Below are 17,000 nucleotides of genomic sequence, written 5' to 3'. Positions count from 1 at the left end.
ATACAAACTAAAATTTCTTCATAATCCAGGCTGGAGTAGCTGTTTTTCCGGGTTGTCAAGGCTATTTATCTTAGACAATCTGGCTTTTTTATCATCATCTCTAAACAGTTGGCACAGACCTTGCAAAATAAATAGGGCAGCAGGTTGATGAATGGTAAAAGGAGGCGAAGTAATAACAGGGACTTGCTAGTATGCATGGGGTGTTAGACTGGAAAAGTTACGGAATTTTAAAAAGAGGTGATTTACATGGCTTTAAAGACTCCCCAAGAGTATTTAGATGACCTGAGAAAAATGAAAATCGATCTCTACATGTTTGGAGAAAAGGTAGAAAATTATGCTGACCATCCTATAATTCGTCCTTCCATTAATGCCATGGCTATGACTTACAAGTTGGCCCTGGATCCAGAGTACGAAGATATCATGACTGCTACCTCTAACCTGACCGGTGAAAAGGTAAACCGTTTCACTCATTTACACCAGAGTACAGAAGACCTGGTTAAAAAGGTTAAGATGCAGCGCCTCCTGGGTCAAAAAACCGGTTGCTGCTTCCAGAGATGTGTTGGTATGGACGCTTTTAATGCGGTATTCAACACCACTTTTGAAATTGATGAAGCTAAAGGTACTAAATATCATGAGCGCTTTATTAACTACATGAAATATGTGCAGGAAAAAGACCTGGCAGTAGATGGCTGTATGACCGATGCCAGAGGTGACCGTTCCAAAGGGCCGGGACAGCAACCTGATCCGGATAGTTACCTGCATGTAGTTGAAAGAAGAGAAGATGGAGTGGTAGTCCGGGGATGCAAATTACATCAGACCGGTATGATTAACTCTCACGAGATCCTGGTTATGCCTAATAATACCCTTAAAGAAGATGAGAAAGAATGGGCCATTTGTTTCGCTATCCCCCTGGATACTCCGGGAATGATTTATGTATATGGCCGTCAATCCTGTGATACCCGTAAACTAGAAGGCGGAGACATTGATATCGGTAACAAATACTTTGGCGGTCAAGAAGTTATGACCATTTTCAATGATGTCTTTGTTCCCTGGGAACGGGTATTTATGGATGGTGAAACAGAGTTTTCCGGAATGCTGGTAGAACGTTTTGCCGGCTATCATCGCCAGAGTTATGGTGGATGTAAAGTAGGTGTAGGTGATACCTTAATTGGTGCGGCCAAAGCCATTGCTGACTACCAGGGTGCTGGGAAGGCTTCCCACGTAAAAGATAAAATTATCGAAATGTGTCATCTAAACGAAACCCTGTATTCCTGCGGTATCGCTTGTTCAGCGGAAGGAAGAAAAACTGCTGCTGGTAACTATTTGATTGATTTACTGTTGGCTAACATCTGTAAGCAGAACGTAACTCGTTTCCCGTATGAAATTGCCCGGTTAGCTCAGGATCTGGCGGGAGGTTATTTTGTCACCATGCCTTCGGAACAGGACTTTAACCATCCGGAAATTGGTCCTCTGGTTAAGAAATATTCCGCTTCCCGTGCTGAAGTACCGGTAGAAAACCGGCAGAGAATGTTACGGCTGATAGAAAACCTAACTCTGGGTTGTGCAGCAGTAGGTTATTTGACCGAGTCTATGCACGGTGCCGGATCACCACAGGCCCAAAGAATTATGATTACCCGTCTGGTGGATCTTGAACACCGTAAGCAATTGGCTGAAACCCTTTGCGGTATTAGAGAAAACCCGGATATAGATTGGAAATAAATATGATTTGACTGGGTGTGTCATAGCAGGTTAAAATCAAATTCTTAAATAGTCAGGTTTAAATAGAAGCAGTAATTAAACTCAACAAATCGTCAAAAAAAGTAATCTATATCTATCACGGCAAGAAAAACAGCTACCCCAGTCTTTTATAAAAGTACCAAGTAGATCAAGTAGACCAAATTAGGTGAGATCTTCAAAAACTAGGAGAGGTAGTCTAGATGAAGTTAAGAGTAAAGTATTGTGGAGGATGCAATCCGAACATCAACCGTTCCCAATTGGTGCAAGAAGTTATTTCCAGGCTAAAAGAGGTAACTGATGTCGAATTAGTTAATGACGGTGCTGATATAGGGCTTATCATAGGTGGTTGTTCGGTGTGTTGTGTAAATATTTTCGAAATTGAAGATCAAGCCGCAAGTTGGATAGTGGTAGGTGGGAGCTTGCTGGACCAGGTGCAGGTTCCTACCCATCACTTACCCCACCTGATTTGCACGAAGATTTTACGGAAGGGAGGATCTAAAAGTTGTTAAATTGGCAAGCACATTATAATAGCCGCATAGTTACAGCAGAGGAAGCAGTAAAAAATATTAAATCGGGTGACCGGGTAGTATTAGGCCATGCCTGTGGTGAACCGAGAATATTGCCTGAGGTAATGGTTAAGAGGGCAGAGGAACTGGAAAATGTGGAAGTAGTTCACATGGTAGCTATGGGCAAAGGCCTTTATGCTCAACCGGAGATGGAGGGACACTTCCGCCATAATGGTTTATTCATTGGTGGACCTACCCGCAAAGCAGTTACTGAAGGAAGGGCCGATTATACCCCCTGTTTCTTTTCTGAAATCCCTACCCTGTTTAGAGATGGGAAAATGCCCATAGATGTAGCTTTAGTCGTTGTAACGCCTCCTGATCAGTATGGCTTTTGTAGTCTGGGGGTTTCAGTGGATTATACCATGCAGGCCATACAATCGGCTAAATTAGTTATTGCCGAGGTTAATCCCAATATGCCCAGAACCTATGGTAACTCCTTTGTGAGGGTTGAAGAAATAGACTATTTTGTTCCTTCCGAAATGCCGATTATTGAGCTTCCTAAACCAAACATTGGTCCGGTGGAAACCGAAATTGGGCGAAACATTGCTAAGTTAATTGATGATGGAGCTACCCTACAGCTTGGCATAGGGGCTATACCTGATGCGGTACTGAATTTTCTTACCGATAAACATGACCTAGGGGTCCATTCAGAAATGTTTTCCGATGGGGTAATGGAACTAGCCAAGAACGGGGTAGTGAATTGTGCCAAAAAGACCCTTCATCCCGGCAAAATGCTAGTAACCTTGTTAATGGGTACCAAAGCTCTTTACGAATGGGTTAATGAAAACCCCGCGGTAGAAATGTATCCAGTAGATTATGTCAATGATCCTTATGTGGTTATGCGTAACGACAATTTAGTAGCAATAAATTCAGCATTACAGGTAGATGTGCTAGGACAAGTAGCTGCCGATACCCTGGGGCCTGTTCAATTTAGCGGAGTAGGCGGACAAGTGGATTTTGTCAGGGGGGCGGCTCGGTCTAAAGGCGGAAAATCTATCATTGCCCTTCCTTCTACGGCTGCTAAGGGAAAAGTTAGCAGAATAGTAGCATTGTTGGATAAGGGTGCAGCAGTTACCACCTCACGTAATGATATTGATTATGTAGTAACTGAATACGGTATTGCCGCCTTAAGGGGTAAGACGGTAAGGGAAAGAATGAAGGCACTTATTAATATTGCGCATCCAGATTTTCGTCAGGAAATTGAGGATCAAGTTAAGTCGGTTTATTTTAAATAGTGATTTCCTTATTAGTCTATATATAGGAAGGAGATTAATATATGCGTGAGTTTCGTCAATATGGTGGAGAAAACCGGTTTATATCTGCTGGACCGTTTAAAGTTCGCCTTCCCGGCGTCCACTATAAATTTGAATGGGCTGACTATATTCAGGGATTAATCATGTGTGCGGTATGTCTCTCTATTATACCGGTTTTACAGGAAACCCTGGGGATGCCTTTTGAGGTAGCTATCGCTATAGTTATTTTGAATGGTTTTCTATATACCTGGCATACATTACTGGGAGATCCAGTAGTACCCGGGTGGATTACCCCGGCTATCCCCCTGCTGACTGCCTATTGTTTAACCTTCCCGGCCGGTGTACCGCGGATGCATGCCCTGATTGCGTTTGAACTAGGTCTAGGCATATTCGCCATCTTTTTAGGTGTTACCGGACTAGCCGGTCGTTTGATCAGCTTAGTGCCCCAGGCCATTAAATCCGGTGTCATAATGGGGGCAGGATTTTCAGCTATATTTATGATCTTTAAAGATGGTGGAAAATTCGAAGCTTTTCCGATTACCACCACCATTTGTTTGGCGGTAGCTTTCTATCTGCTGTTTTCAACCCACTTTCAGAAATTATCCACTCAGGGAGGGATCTGGAAGTCGGTGGCCAATCTGGGTATACTCCCATGTATAGTAGTAGCTATTATTGTTGCACCATTGCTGGGGGAATGTGCCTGGCCGCAGATTGAGTGGAGCATTACTAAACCGGCATTTGGAGTTTTATGGACCGAGTGGGTTCCCTGGGGAGCCTTAGGTTGGCCTTCCGCCAAAGAGTTTATTATGGCTATCCCAACTATTCTGGCTACCTATATAGTTCTGTTTGGTGACGTAGTTCAGAGCCAGGCTTTGGTTAAAGATGCTGAGATTGCCAGGGATGATGAGCATGTCGAATATAACCCGAATCGCGCCCATTTAATATTTGGTATCAGAAACTGCATCATGGGTGTATTTGGCCCTGATATTTCCATGTGTGGTCCCTTGTGGGCCGCTATGCAGGTGGTAGTTTGTGAGCGCTATAAGAAAGGGCGCGACAGTATGGATTCCCTGCTGGGCGGGGCCGCCTCCTTCCGTTGGGGAACCTTTACAGGCTACTGGCTGATGCCTATTGTAACCATTACCAAACCAATTCTTCCGGTAGCACTGTCATTAACCATGATTGTGCAGGGATTTGTTAGTGTACGTATCGGTGCCATGGAAGCAAGAAGCTTTAAGGATTTAGGTATTGCCGGTGTCATAGGCGGTGCCTTACTGGCCCAGGGGGCAGCCTACGCCTTTGCAGTAGGTATCCTGGCCTGTTTGCTAACCTATGGTGGCAACTTCTTTAAAGGTGATCCTGATGCCGGTCGTTTATGGGCTGAGGAAATAGAATCGCAATTAAGTGCGGAAGAAAAACGCTTAAAGGAAGAACTAGCCACAACCGAAGCTTAAATAGTCATTATATTGTTGCACCTCCTTTCGGAAAAGGTGAGGATCAATCCTCACCTTTTCTCTTTATAAATACGGCTATAGCCACAATTATTGAAAATAACGGGCCAGAAACTGCTTATTATACCATAAAGATTAATATTTATTAAAAGCTCCCCTTGATTTTTTTATTCTTTTGCCGTAAATTCAAATAGGACGTTGGCCATTGCAATATTTCACCAAAAGACAGAGCAAGGAGAGATAATATGGTTATTGCTGGACTTGTAGGTATTCTCATTTTAGTATTGGTGCTTCCCTTTGCCGTCAAGAAGGTCGAAGAAAACCTGGAAGCCTTCCTATTTATCATGGGTGTGGCTGCCAGCTCGATTTCCGGCCTCATGAGCAAGGAGTTGGCCTTAAAAGCCCTGGAAGAACCAATTATGATTGCATCAGCGGTTTTTATCGCCGGAGCACTATTCTATTTGCTGCACGATAAGTTCCAGAAGTTTATGAACAAGGTATATGAGAAGATACCGGTGCCGATAGTGGTATTCCTGGTAGTGGCCATATTAGGGCTGCTGTCCAGTGTTATTACGGCTATTATCGCATCTATTGTGCTAGTAGAAGTAATTTATTTGTTGCCGTTGGAGCGCAAACATAAGATCAATGTATGTATTATAGCCTGTTTTTCCATAGGTTTGGGTGCCGCCCTAACACCTATTGGTGAACCACTGGCTACCATTGCCATATCCAAGCTAAATCAGGATTTCTTCTACCTGGTACGTTTATTGGGCAAATTTATTATTCCCACCGTTGTAGCCTTTGGAGTGCTGGGAGGATTATATGCGGCCCGTGCTTTAAAAGATAATAAACAAGCAGGTGAAAATGAAATTGCTGCTGCTACTGTTGAAGTAGAAGAAGAGGAAGTTGAACAGGAAAACTGGAAGGGTATTATTATCCGTGCTTTGAAGGTATACTTGTTTGTTATGGCTCTGGTATTCCTGGGTGAAGGTTTTCAGCCCCTTATTGATAAATATGTACTATCTTTAAATTATAAGCTGTTGTACTGGGTAAACATGGTATCAGCTGTGCTGGATAATGCTACCCTGACTGCGGCTGAAATTAGTAATCAGATGAGTACCATGCAGATTGAAGCCATACTGATGGGACTGCTGATTAGCGGCGGAATGTTAATACCGGGAAATATCCCCAATATTATATCTGCTTCTAAGCTGAAGATAAGCAGTACCGAGTGGGCGAAGCTCGGATTACCCCTGGGCCTGATTGTAATGGGATTATTCTACGTAATCCTCTTTGTTTAATATGGTTTGACTAAAGTAATCTGGTCAAGCTAATGCCGGGACTTAAAGTAATACTGGATTGATGGTATTAGCAGCTACCTGTTTAAAGCCTCATGGGTAAATATATGGTAAGATTCGAAGGCCAACTGTCATAGCATTAAACATGCTTGTTAATCTTGTACAATATGTAATGAAAAACCCCTGCCCTATGGTTTAGCTATAGGACAGGGGTTTTGCTTTGTTATATAATTAAGATTTTAGAAAGACGGGACGCAGGAATCCGGATAGTTATCTTCTAAAAACTTTTTGACTTCAGGTGACTGCAAAGCTTTGATAAGTTTTTGTACACTTTCTTTATTTTCATCGCCAGCCCTTACGACTAGGACATTAGCAAAGGGTGAATCTTTAGGCTCCATAAAAATAGAATCTTTAACCGGATTTAGATTAGCTTCCAGTGCGTAGTTGCTGTTAATAACACATAGGTCAAGATCTTCCAGGGCCCGGGCCAGCATGGGAGCATCCATCATTTTGATATCGAGGTTTTGGGGATTTTCAACTATATCGCGATCAGTTGCCAGTACCCCTACACCTTGTTTAAGTTTAATTAAACCAGCGCTTTCCAGTACTAAGAGGGCCCGGCCACCATTAGTGGCATCATTGGGGATACCTACTGTAAAACCGTCGGCTGTTTTGCCGATATCATCTATTTGTTTAGAATATACCCCCATAGGTTCATTGTGAACTTTAACTACCCATTTAAGATCAGCGTTATTTTTAGCATTGTAATCATCCAGGTAAGGTATGTGCTGGAAGAAGTTGGCATCAATTTGCTTATCCTTTAAAGCCGGGTTTAATAAAGCATAATCGGTAAATTCCTTTATCTCCAGATTAACACCTTGTTCCGCTAATAATGGTTTTACTACTTCCAAGATTTCGGCATGTGGCTTAGCAGTAGCACCTACTACAATTTTATCTGCTTGGGCAGATGGTTGGCTGTCCTTATCATTGCCAACGGCGCAACCAACTAGGGATGATATCGATAGCAATAATACCAGGGTTAAAACTAAAAACCTTTTCATTGCCTGTTTACCTCCTTATTTTAGCTGTTTTAGCTGCCAGGCTATCACCCAGCACCTGAATGGCCTGTACCATAATTATGAGTACTATTACGGTTATCCAGAGAATACCGGTTTCATAGCGTTGATAACCAAAATAATAGGCGAGAGTTCCTAATCCACCTCCTCCCACTATACCAGCCATGGCCGAGTAACTAATTAAATTGATGGTGGTTATAGCCACGCCCAGAATAAGGGACGGTTTGGCCTCCGGTAGTAAGACTTTGGTAATGATTTGCCACGAGTTAGCCCCCATAGAAAGGGCAGCTTCAATAAGTCCCCAATCAATTTCTTTTAATGAAGTTTCCACCATCCGCGCCACAAAAGGTATGGCTGCCAGAGTTAATGGAACCATGGAGGCAACCGTACCTATAAAACCGCCTACAATTAATTGGGTCAAAGGAATAACCAGGATCAAAAATATAATAAAGGGTATAGAACGAAAGGTATTGACCAGAAACCCTAATATTTTGTTTACCGGCATATTTTCTAGAATATGGCCTTTTTCGGTGGTAACCAGAATAACCCCTAAAGGAAGACCAAAAACATAGCTTAAAGCAGTAGAAATAGCTACCATATATATAGTCTCCCAGGTAGCAATTAAAACCCGCTCGGTAACCCAACTATAGTCCTGGTTTACTGCTCCTAGTAATACCGATAAGTCAATCGCCGATAATAGCTCAATCATTTTTCAACACCTCAATCTCCAGACCTTTACTACGCAGATAATCCATGGCTTGAGCCAGGATGGCAGCATCACCAATAAGTTCTAAAATCAGGTTGCCAAAAGGAGTATCCTTAACCCGATCAATGTTACCAAATAGAATATTAGAAGTGATGTCAAATTTGCGCAGCATTGATGATATAATAGGTTCGCCGGCTGATGGTCCGATAAAGGATACCCGCACCACACAGCTATGCTGGTGATCCAAATCGGTCTGAAAGTTAGCTAGATCTTCGGGGAGTTCATTTTTCATTACCGCGCTAATAAAGCTGCGCGAAGTTGAAGTGCCCGGATTAGAAAACATAGTCAGGACATCTCCCACTTCCACAATACGAGAATTATCAATAACGGCAACCCGGTCACATACCTGCTTAATTACATTCATATCATGGGTAATTAAAAGTATGGTAATATCAAGCTGCCGGTTAATATCTTTGAGCAGCTTTAAAATAGATCGGGTTGTTTGCGGGTCTAAAGCCGAAGTCGCTTCATCGGATAACAGAATTTGCGGGTCATTAGCCAGAGCCCTGGCAATACCTACTCTTTGTTTCTGCCCGCCACTAAGCTGGTCGGGAAACACTTTAGCCTTATCTGCAAGCCCGACCAGTTCCAATAATGATTCCACCTTTTTCCGTGCCTCCTGAGACGGTTTGCGCGCGATTTCCAGTGGAAATAGAACATTATCGAAAACTGTTCGTGAGGATAAAAGGTTAAAGTGTTGGAATATCATACCGATCTTCTGACGGGCAAAACGTAATTCGTGTTTGCTCAGGCTGGTAATATTTTGTCCGCCTACTAAAATCGATCCACTGGTGGGCTTTTCCAGCATATTAATACAGCGTATTAATGTACTTTTGCCGGCTCCGCTTAATCCGATGATACCGAATATTTCGCCTTTATTGATAGAAAGGCTGACATCGTCCAGGGCTAGAACCTCCTGGGTAGGTGTCCGGTATACTTTGGTGAGATTTTTAATTTCAATCAAGGGTTAAGCCTCCCAATTTGCAAAAAATAATGCCCCCTGGGCTAACCCAAAGAGGCAAGATACACCTATATCTTGCTCTTATCTGCCAGACAATGCAATCTGCAGGAATTAGCACCATACCAGATTTGGCTGGTTGCCGGGCGTCATTGGGCCAGTCCCTCAGCCACTCTCGATAAGAGAATGAATGGATTCGGTTATTGCAACACTACACATATATTAGCATTCAGCAGGTTTTGCCGTCAATAGACGAGCATGACAGTAAAACTTAACGTTTTATAGGGTCATTTTGTAATATGATTTTAGTTACCTTATTACCCCTTACCTGGAAAATTATACTGCGATTATTGTCACTACCGTAAACAGCATCAAAGTCATCGGGATGGCCACGAGAATAAACATAAGCATAATTTTGTCCATATAAAGCGATAACATCCTCAAAAGCATCTCCCACTTTGCTGCCGTGGGAGGTGGGAATATCCGGGGTTTGAATATGGACGCGATGTAAGATGTTTTCATGTTTAGTAAAGGTAAACAAACAATCTAAATCATTGGAGGAAAAAATAGTACTCATACCCAGGGTCTTTCCCTCGGGGTATAAAGCAGTAACTTCATCCCAATGACTTTGACCTACGTTAACAATACCCTGGCTGGTAGCCAGGCGGAAATCATCGTCAGTTAGCATCACGAGCTGCTGTGGATAGACTGTAACCAGTTTATCCTGGCTAAATACTGCTATTAAGCCGATCAGTGCTGCTACAATAACAATAATGGCGACTAACCGGTATTCTTTAAATATTGATCCCATAGATGTTATCCCCCCATAAATTCCATACCTAATCATTATATACTGCTAAAGGTTTAAAGAAAACGTTACTTAATTCGCATCCGGTAATCTTATGGAATGGTAATTTTTTCCGTTGTCACTGCTTGGTCATAGGCTTTCGATCCTATTTAATACCATGAGTATATCGTTACCATGGTATTTGACAGGTTTCAAGGCAAAACTAACCGGATGGCTACAAGCTTGATTAGAGTTATTTTTTATATGATATTATATTATGGAACTAGAGCAAAGAGGCGATTTATAATGAGTAACCAACTGGACCCGGCCATACTATGGGATGGTAAGAGATATCATAGCTTAAGTTATCACTTGCGTAAGAAGTTCGGAGGAAAAGTCTTTAAAATTCCCCTGGATGCAGGTTTTACTTGTCCGAACCGGGACGGAACCCTGGGAACAGGAGGATGTCTATTCTGCAGTCCCAAGGGATCAGGTGATTTTGCCGGCAGTCGTAATCTCACCATCCCGCAGCAGTTTGAAAAGATCAAGACCATGATGCACCGGAAGTGGCGGGAAGGATCTTATATAGCTTATTTTCAGGCCTTTTCCAACACTTATGCAGATGTTACCCATCTGAACGAATTATACAGCCAGGCAGTTAAACAGCCTGGTGTTGTAGGACTAGCCATTGCTACCCGGCCGGACTGTTTGCCGGAAGAGGTACTAGACCTGCTGTCTATACTTAATGAACGTACTTACCTATGGGTGGAATTAGGCTTACAAACTATCCATCCCCGGACAGCCCATAATCTTAATCTCGGTTATGATTATGAGCAGTTTTACCAGGCGTTGACTAAGTTACGCCGCCTAAATATTGAAACTGTAGCCCATATTATCCTGGGGCTGCCTGGCGAAAACCGAGCGGATATGTTGGCTACCGGTGAGGTAGTAGCTAATCTTGACCTGCAGGGCATTAAAATACACCTGCTTCACCTTATGAAGGGCACCGGGTTAGTTAAATTATATGAGCAGAATAAGCTGCGTTTTTTAGAAAAAGATGAATATATAAACCTGGTAGTTGATATTATGGAAAAGTTGCCTAAAGATATGATTATTCACCGGCTTACTGGAGATAGCCCCCGGGAACTATTAATAGGACCCGAATGGAGTTTGCACAAATGGGAAGTGTTAAATGCTATCGATCATGAAATGGCTAAAAGAAACACCTGGCAAGGGAAATATCAGTAGTCTTATAAAACCTAATTCATTTCTTGACAAGCGTTTAGCCTGTATACTATAATAAATCTTGCTGAGAGCAAACTAAATAAAACAAGCGGCAGTGGCGGAATTGGCAGACGCGCTAGATTCAGGTTCTAGTGGGGGCAACTTCGTGGAGGTTCAAGTCCTCTCTGCCGCACCATAGTAAAAGAAGGAGTTCATTAAGAACTCCTTAATTTTTTTACTAATTATTTTTGCTTTACTTGTTGCCTGGGGGGATTTTTTCTTTGGGGTTGTAGGCCAAGCTTAACAAGGGGATTTTCTGCTAAGCACTGCCATTCATATCGGTTTTACCCTCCGTGTTAGCTGCGGTATTAGCTTATTTCTATTCCCAGTTCATCCCTTTTATCATTCCAATAGGTTCTATTTATTATATATTCATCAGTATTAGATCTTCTAATCCTGGTATCTAAGAAATCATAAGTCCGGCCATCGTACTCAAAGCTATCGGGATCTATAATATATAGATCCCGGTTATCCAATCTTACCCAGCGGTTGTTTATCCGCAGTTCTACCTGGGAAGGTGGCCAGGTGAGCTCAACCCCCTTACGAATAAATACCAGATCACTAACCGCGATACTATCAATATTATCAGTCCGAATTACAATTAGTTCATCGTCACGATCATAGTAAATACCTTTGATAACTTCTTTGCGGTTATTGTATTCGCATTTAAAGGTGTAGTTGTTGATATTATAATTAGTATCATCTATCCTTATCCGATCCCGGGAAAAAACTTCGATATCATCTAAATCATACCGGGTGTTGCCGCGGTAAATCGTTACCTGGGATACCCGGTAACGTCGGCCGTTAATTTCTACATGGCTGGCAAAATTTGATTCCCGCTCGTTGCAGTCCAGGATAATTTCATCTCCCCGAAAACGTATTTCTTTCAACTTAAGCTGATAAGATTTGTCATTGCTTTCTCGTATCCGTATGGTAATCTGATCAGCAGGAAAACGGCGGTTTTTTACTAAAAATACGCCCTCACTATCTATTTTCACCTGGTCTAAATCGAAGTAATCCCCATCAATACGAAATTGAATGGAGTCTATACTGTTGGGGGAGAGGCGATCACCTTCCGAATCATAAATGGCATATATATCGGAAACATTAAGGTATTCCCATTGTTTAATACGGCTGCCTACCTCTATAACCGGCTTTCCCTGGGAATCATTTACTACCCGGGAGAGAAGATAATAATCCCCCTGTAGATATACTCTTAATTCGCCGCTGGGAAGGGCGAAAGTCCTTCCGGCTAGTTTAACAGAATATTGATTAATTACTTCTACATCCGATAGAAAATAGGGACTTGTTTCGCCGTCGATATATACATCCACATAAAATGGATCATAGCGGTGGTCATCATGGATAAGGCCGGCTATTTTCTGGCTGCTTACACTAGAATAGGCCGGATTCCAGATAGGACCGGTACTCTGCAGTTTATCTATTAGGTTTAAACAGACAGTAGCAGCCTGGGCGCGGGTAACGGGATTATAAGGTTTAAATTTCCCATCGGGATAACCAGATATAATACCCTCGCTATAGGCTGTTTTTATATAACCACGGTAAGCACTGTTAGCTATCTGTTCAGCGTCGCTAAATGGCAGGGGACCGTAATCAGGCTGTTTTTTTAAGGCTCTAATCACCATGGTGGCTAACTCCCCTCGGTTAAGGCTGCCATCGGGCTCATATCCATAGGGATATTCATGAAGAAGGATAATACCCTGATCAACTGCCTGGTCGATTTGTGCTTGAGCCCAATGGGTAGATGGTCCCGTCAGGGAAAATGATGGTTTTACATGTAGTATATTCAGTAATAAAGTGATAAACTCGGCCCGGCTAATAGGCTGATCAGGACGAAAAGTGCCATCTGGGTAACCGTTAATATAATGGTAAGTAACTAGAGATTCGATGTTTTTTTGTGCCCAGTGTCCAGATAGGTCCTTATATTCAGCTGCTCCGGCTAACAAGGGAGAATTAAATTGTAAAGTTGTAATCAGTACTACTATAATGATGCTTTTGATAAAATCCTGCACTATGTTCACTCCTGATCAATGTTATTTTAGTGAATAGTAACTATACTATTTACTATACACTTGAATTAGCATAATTCCTCTAAAGACGGTTAATTTTAGAGGCCATATTTTATGCTCATGCCCCGGGAAGATAAGATTTTATAACCAGACTCCTTAAAAAGAAGCCCTTAAAAAGGGTATAATATAAGGAAAGGTATGAAAGGGGAATCGTGACATGCAAACAGTGGAAGTAGGGTTTAAAAAACTAGTAAATTGGGCTCGCCTGCCGGAATATGATACCCGCGGGGCAGCAGGATGTGATATTAGTGTAGCTATTCAGGAGGAAGCAGTATTATATCCTCAAGAGGTAAAAAGCTTTCCGACCGGTTTAGCCCTTCAGTTACCAGATGGATATGAAGCCCAGATGCGCAGCCGCGCCGGGATGGCCCGTAAAGGCATTGTGGTGGCTAATGCACCAGGAACCATAGATTCCGAACATATCGGAGAGGTTACAGTACTGCTTTTAAATGTAACTGATAAGCCGGTAAAAATTTTACCCGATCAGAAGGTAGCCCAGATGGTTTTTGCTCCGATAGTCAGGGCCAACTTTAAACCGGTAGGCGAGTAATTCGTATTAAAATAAGACCCGGTAGTGCGGGCACGATATCTCTCAATTATATATTTTTAAATCAAGGCATCATGATAATATTCAAAGGAGGTATCAACAGATGAAAAAATTCAAACTAGATGCTCAGGATACTCTGTTAGTGGTAATTGATTTGCAGGAAAAGCTGATGAATGCTATGAAAGACCGGGAACGGGTTTATAAAAATACTAACCTGCTTATAAATGTGGCTAAGACCTTTGATATACCTGTGGTGGTAACCGAACAATACCCCCGGGGCCTGGGCAAAACCGTACCGGAAATAAGTGATAATTTACCTGCTTGTGAGGTTTTTGAAAAGACATGTTTTTCGGCTTGTTTACCAGGTTTAATGGACTTTATCCGCCAAACTGGGAGGAAAACAATAATTGTGACTGGTAGTGAAACTCATGTCTGTGTGTTTCAAACTGCACGTGACTTAATAGAGGCCGGTTATTATGTTCACCTGGTAAGAGATGCGGTTTGTTCAAGATTTGATGAAAACTATGAAAATGCTCTTAGTCTCATGCAGGAAATGGGTGCCGTTATTACCAACGCAGAAACTGTCACCTTTGACCTGCTTAAAGAAGCGGGAACTCCCCAATTTAAAGCTATATCACCTTTGGTGAAATAAACAAATAAAACCTAAGCCAATATATGGGGGCCAGTGAATTACTGGCCCTTTACTAACTCAATAGTAAGCAAAGGGACGGTTATGTTGCTTCCCTTGGGTGTGATCTTGTTAAGGTGTTAAAAAAGGAGTGATCCTGCTTCCCACGTATACACTGGGTTATATGGTGTTATTTAACTTGTGCCCGGGTGCCAGAGGCTGTGATAATATTATAAAAGTAGTTTATACTCATCCTTTTTCGAAATGGGAGGAGAGTTCGATGTCTAGAATACTGGTGGTTGATGATGAAAAATCCCTAGTTAAAGGATTAGTACATGCTTTTACGCAGGAAGGGCATGAGGCAGTAGGGGTTTATGATGGGATAACGGCCTTGGAGGAAGCGCGAAAGGGTATATATGACTTAATGATTCTGGACCTGATGCTGCCGGGTATTGACGGTTTTAGCCTATGTCGAAAAATTAGGCAGGACTCCGGGTTGCCTATTATTATGCTAACTGCGCGGGGGGATGATCTCGATAAAATAGCCGGACTGGAAATAGGGGCTGATGATTATCTGGCTAAACCTTTTAACATACGCGAACTAATCGCCCGAGTGCATTCAGTGTTACGGCGTACTACGCCCCGACCAGCTAAGATTATACGCTATGATGATTTTGTTCTAAACCTGGATCAGCGTACTCTAAAAAAAGGGGGAAAATACCTGGAAGTTACCAGCAAGGAGTTTGATTTATTAACCGTTTGCATGAGCGAGCCGGGGCGAGTATTTACTCGCGGACAGCTGCTCGATGCAATATGGTCGCTAGATATTGCTGACGAAAGAACTGTGGATGTAAACATAAGGCGCTTAAGAGAAAAAATAGAGTCCGATCCGCGTAAGCCGGTTTATCTTTTAACCCGCTGGGGAGTCGGATACTACTGGCGGGAGTTGGTATAATTGTTTCCGTACTATTAAGGGAAAGCTGTTATTGGCTTACCTGGTTATTATCATTGTTTTGTTAATCAGCCTTAATATTATAACTATGAGATCCATGTTACAACGAACCTTGGCAATCAGGGGAGAAGATTTAATTGCTTCTACACGCATCATTGCAGTTGAAGCATCTAATTATTTAGAATCTCCTAAACGGTTAGGTCTGGTAGCCAGAGAAAATGCCCTTAAGTATAGAATGAGGGTTTTGATATTAGATAATAAACGGCAGCTAGTAGCTGACTCTCAAAATGAATCTGGGCTGACAAATCGGTCTCTTGGGTACCCCGAATTACTATCGGCTTTAAAAGGTAAGAGCTTCTGGGGGGTTCATACCCTTCCTACTGGTAAAACAGCTATTTATGCTTCTTCACCAGTTATATCCGGGGGAACTATCCGGGGAGCCATTATGGTATCGGCTCCTGGGGATGATATTATCAGCCTTTATCATGATATCCGCAAACAGGTTCTTATATTTTCCTTAATGGCTTTAATATTAGCTTCTGGATTAGGTTTTTTGTTGGCCACGCGTATATCAAATCCGGTAGTGGAACTGACTCGGGCTGCCAACCAGGTTAAAGAAGGGTATCTAGGCAGACAGGTTAAAGTAAAGGGGAAAGATGAACTTGCTCAGTTAGTCGAGTCCTTTAATGATATGAGCCGTCAATTGAGCAAAGTACGAAACCAGCGCAGCAGGTTTTTTCATAATGCCTCTCATGAACTAAAGACCCCGTTGGCTACGTCAATCTTATTAGTTGATAATATCTTATTGGATTTGGAAAAGGGTAAGATTCCGCGTTATGACTTTATAGCGGATGTCCGGGATCAATTAGAAAGATTGCAGGAATTAATAACCCAACTGACTGTGTTGGCACGATTAGAGGAACGGGAGCCGCCGAATTATGCGCCCGTTGACCTAGGAGAAATTCTCCCCCAGGTTTACAGTACCCTGGCGCCGATTTGTGCCCAAAAGCAGATATCCTTTAATAAGGAATTTGATCCGAATAGGCAATATATGGTCTGGGGTAATTATCACCTGCTAAGGGAGGCCATAATAAATGTAGTCGACAATGCGGTTAAATATACCCCGGTTGGAAAGAGCATCTGGCTTAAAATAAGAGAAGAAGATAATACCATAAATATAATAATAGAAGATACGGGTATGGGGATCCCGTCTGAAGACCAAGCACATGTATTCGAAAGGTTCTACCGGGTTGATAAAGCCCGTAGCCGGGAACAGGGGGGGAGCGGCCTGGGTTTAAGCATAACCAGGGAAATTATTAGAGCTCATGGTGGTGACATATTCCTAACTAGTTCATTTAAAATCGGAACCCGGGTACAGATTAGATTACCGGTTTTAGGGCCAAGTGATGGGCAGTATCAAAATGCTGATAGGGTGGAATAATATTATTATGAGCAGTTTATGATTTGTTCTTGACAAAGTACAGAGAGGCCCATATAATTTAGCCTTGGGTGTGTTTTTAGGGGAAAAATCGTAAAAACTTGTTATTTGGGACGATTTCGGCATTTACTTATAGTGATGCCGATTCGTTTTTAGAGGCTATAGGAGG

Annotated in this window: 15 protein-coding genes, 1 tRNA gene and 1 riboswitch; of the genes, 11 read left to right on the top strand and 5 right to left on the bottom strand. The window is 42.4% G+C overall.

Annotated elements, in window-relative coordinates:
- The first annotated feature begins 246 nt into the window (after positions 1-246).
- The 5 genes from ACZ5Q0_RS00795 to ACZ5Q0_RS00775 all read left to right on the top strand — a co-directional run bounded on the left by ACZ5Q0_RS00795 (position 247) and on the right by ACZ5Q0_RS00775 (position 6,308).
- A complete protein-coding gene (locus tag ACZ5Q0_RS00795; protein ID WP_446819991.1) occupies positions 247-1,719 on the top strand; it encodes a 4-hydroxyphenylacetate 3-hydroxylase family protein in 1,473 nt (490 codons plus the stop codon).
- 218 nt (positions 1,720-1,937) lie between these two features.
- Positions 1,938-2,246 carry a hypothetical protein gene (locus ACZ5Q0_RS00790; protein ID WP_446819992.1) on the top strand — a complete coding sequence of 103 codons (309 nt, stop codon included), beginning with the start codon at positions 1,938-1,940 and terminating at the stop codon, positions 2,244-2,246.
- The gene (locus ACZ5Q0_RS00785; RefSeq protein ID WP_464827188.1) at positions 2,240-3,538 is read left to right on the top strand and encodes an acetyl-CoA hydrolase/transferase family protein; all 1,299 of its coding nucleotides are present in this window, start codon (positions 2,240-2,242) and stop codon (positions 3,536-3,538) included. The genes ACZ5Q0_RS00790 and ACZ5Q0_RS00785 overlap by 7 nt, the downstream gene beginning before the upstream one ends.
- A gap of 41 nt (positions 3,539-3,579) precedes the next feature.
- Positions 3,580-5,010, top strand: a complete 1,431-nt coding sequence (locus tag ACZ5Q0_RS00780) for a hypothetical protein (RefSeq protein ID WP_446819995.1) — start codon at positions 3,580-3,582, stop codon at positions 5,008-5,010.
- Positions 5,011-5,252: 242 nt separating this feature from the next.
- Entirely contained in the window at positions 5,253-6,308 is a 1,056-nt protein-coding gene (locus ACZ5Q0_RS00775; protein ID WP_446819996.1) for a DUF1646 family protein, read from the top strand.
- Between the two features lie 236 nt (positions 6,309-6,544).
- Here ACZ5Q0_RS00775 and ACZ5Q0_RS00770 read toward each other — a convergent pair whose 3' ends face one another.
- The 4 genes from ACZ5Q0_RS00770 to ACZ5Q0_RS00755 form a co-directional block, all read right to left on the bottom strand.
- On the bottom strand, positions 6,545-7,366 hold the full coding sequence (locus ACZ5Q0_RS00770; RefSeq protein ID WP_446819997.1) for a MetQ/NlpA family ABC transporter substrate-binding protein: 822 nt from the start codon (positions 7,364-7,366) through the stop codon (positions 6,545-6,547).
- 7 nt (positions 7,367-7,373) lie between these two features.
- Positions 7,374-8,090: a methionine ABC transporter permease gene (locus ACZ5Q0_RS00765; RefSeq protein ID WP_446819998.1), complete on the bottom strand. Its 717-nt coding sequence runs from the start codon at positions 8,088-8,090 to the stop codon at positions 7,374-7,376.
- Positions 8,083-9,111, bottom strand: a complete 1,029-nt coding sequence (locus ACZ5Q0_RS00760) for a methionine ABC transporter ATP-binding protein (RefSeq protein WP_446820000.1) — start codon at positions 9,109-9,111, stop codon at positions 8,083-8,085. Before ACZ5Q0_RS00760 ends, ACZ5Q0_RS00765 begins: the two co-directional genes overlap by 8 nt.
- A 75-nt stretch (positions 9,112-9,186) precedes the next feature.
- Positions 9,187-9,290, bottom strand: a riboswitch (SAM riboswitch).
- Positions 9,291-9,376: 86 nt separating this feature from the next.
- Positions 9,377-9,916: a hypothetical protein gene (locus ACZ5Q0_RS00755; protein ID WP_447182640.1), complete on the bottom strand. Its 540-nt coding sequence runs from the start codon at positions 9,914-9,916 to the stop codon at positions 9,377-9,379.
- Positions 9,917-10,198: 282 nt separating this feature from the next.
- On the opposite strand from ACZ5Q0_RS00755, the gene mnmL reads away from it, so the two are divergent.
- Complete coding sequence (gene mnmL / locus ACZ5Q0_RS00750; protein ID WP_446820003.1) at positions 10,199-11,140, top strand: tRNA modification radical SAM protein MnmL/YtqA; 942 nt, start codon at positions 10,199-10,201, stop codon at positions 11,138-11,140.
- Positions 11,141-11,225: 85 nt separating this feature from the next.
- Positions 11,226-11,312, top strand: a tRNA-Leu gene (locus ACZ5Q0_RS00745).
- Positions 11,313-11,484: 172 nt separating this feature from the next.
- On the opposite strand, the gene ACZ5Q0_RS00740 is transcribed toward ACZ5Q0_RS00745, so the two are convergent.
- Complete coding sequence (locus ACZ5Q0_RS00740; RefSeq protein ID WP_446820005.1) at positions 11,485-13,209, bottom strand: S-layer homology domain-containing protein; 1,725 nt, start codon at positions 13,207-13,209, stop codon at positions 11,485-11,487.
- Positions 13,210-13,423: 214 nt separating this feature from the next.
- On the opposite strand from ACZ5Q0_RS00740, the gene dut reads away from it, so the two are divergent.
- The 4 genes from dut to ACZ5Q0_RS00720 all read left to right on the top strand — a co-directional run bounded on the left by dut (position 13,424) and on the right by ACZ5Q0_RS00720 (position 16,834).
- Positions 13,424-13,816, top strand: a complete 393-nt coding sequence (gene dut / locus ACZ5Q0_RS00735) for a dUTP diphosphatase (RefSeq protein WP_446820007.1) — start codon at positions 13,424-13,426, stop codon at positions 13,814-13,816.
- Between the two features lie 100 nt (positions 13,817-13,916).
- Positions 13,917-14,465 carry a hydrolase gene (locus tag ACZ5Q0_RS00730; protein WP_446820009.1) on the top strand — a complete coding sequence of 183 codons (549 nt, stop codon included), beginning with the start codon at positions 13,917-13,919 and terminating at the stop codon, positions 14,463-14,465.
- A gap of 256 nt (positions 14,466-14,721) precedes the next feature.
- Positions 14,722-15,396 carry a response regulator transcription factor gene (locus ACZ5Q0_RS00725; RefSeq protein WP_446820010.1) on the top strand — a complete coding sequence of 225 codons (675 nt, stop codon included), beginning with the start codon at positions 14,722-14,724 and terminating at the stop codon, positions 15,394-15,396.
- Between the two features lie 31 nt (positions 15,397-15,427).
- Complete coding sequence (locus tag ACZ5Q0_RS00720; protein ID WP_446820011.1) at positions 15,428-16,834, top strand: sensor histidine kinase; 1,407 nt, start codon at positions 15,428-15,430, stop codon at positions 16,832-16,834.
- The last annotated feature ends 166 nt before the right edge of the window (positions 16,835-17,000 follow it).

It is taken from the genome of Syntrophomonas erecta subsp. sporosyntropha (assembly GCF_055395365.1).
This window is presented reverse-complemented; position numbering and strand designations above follow the sequence as displayed.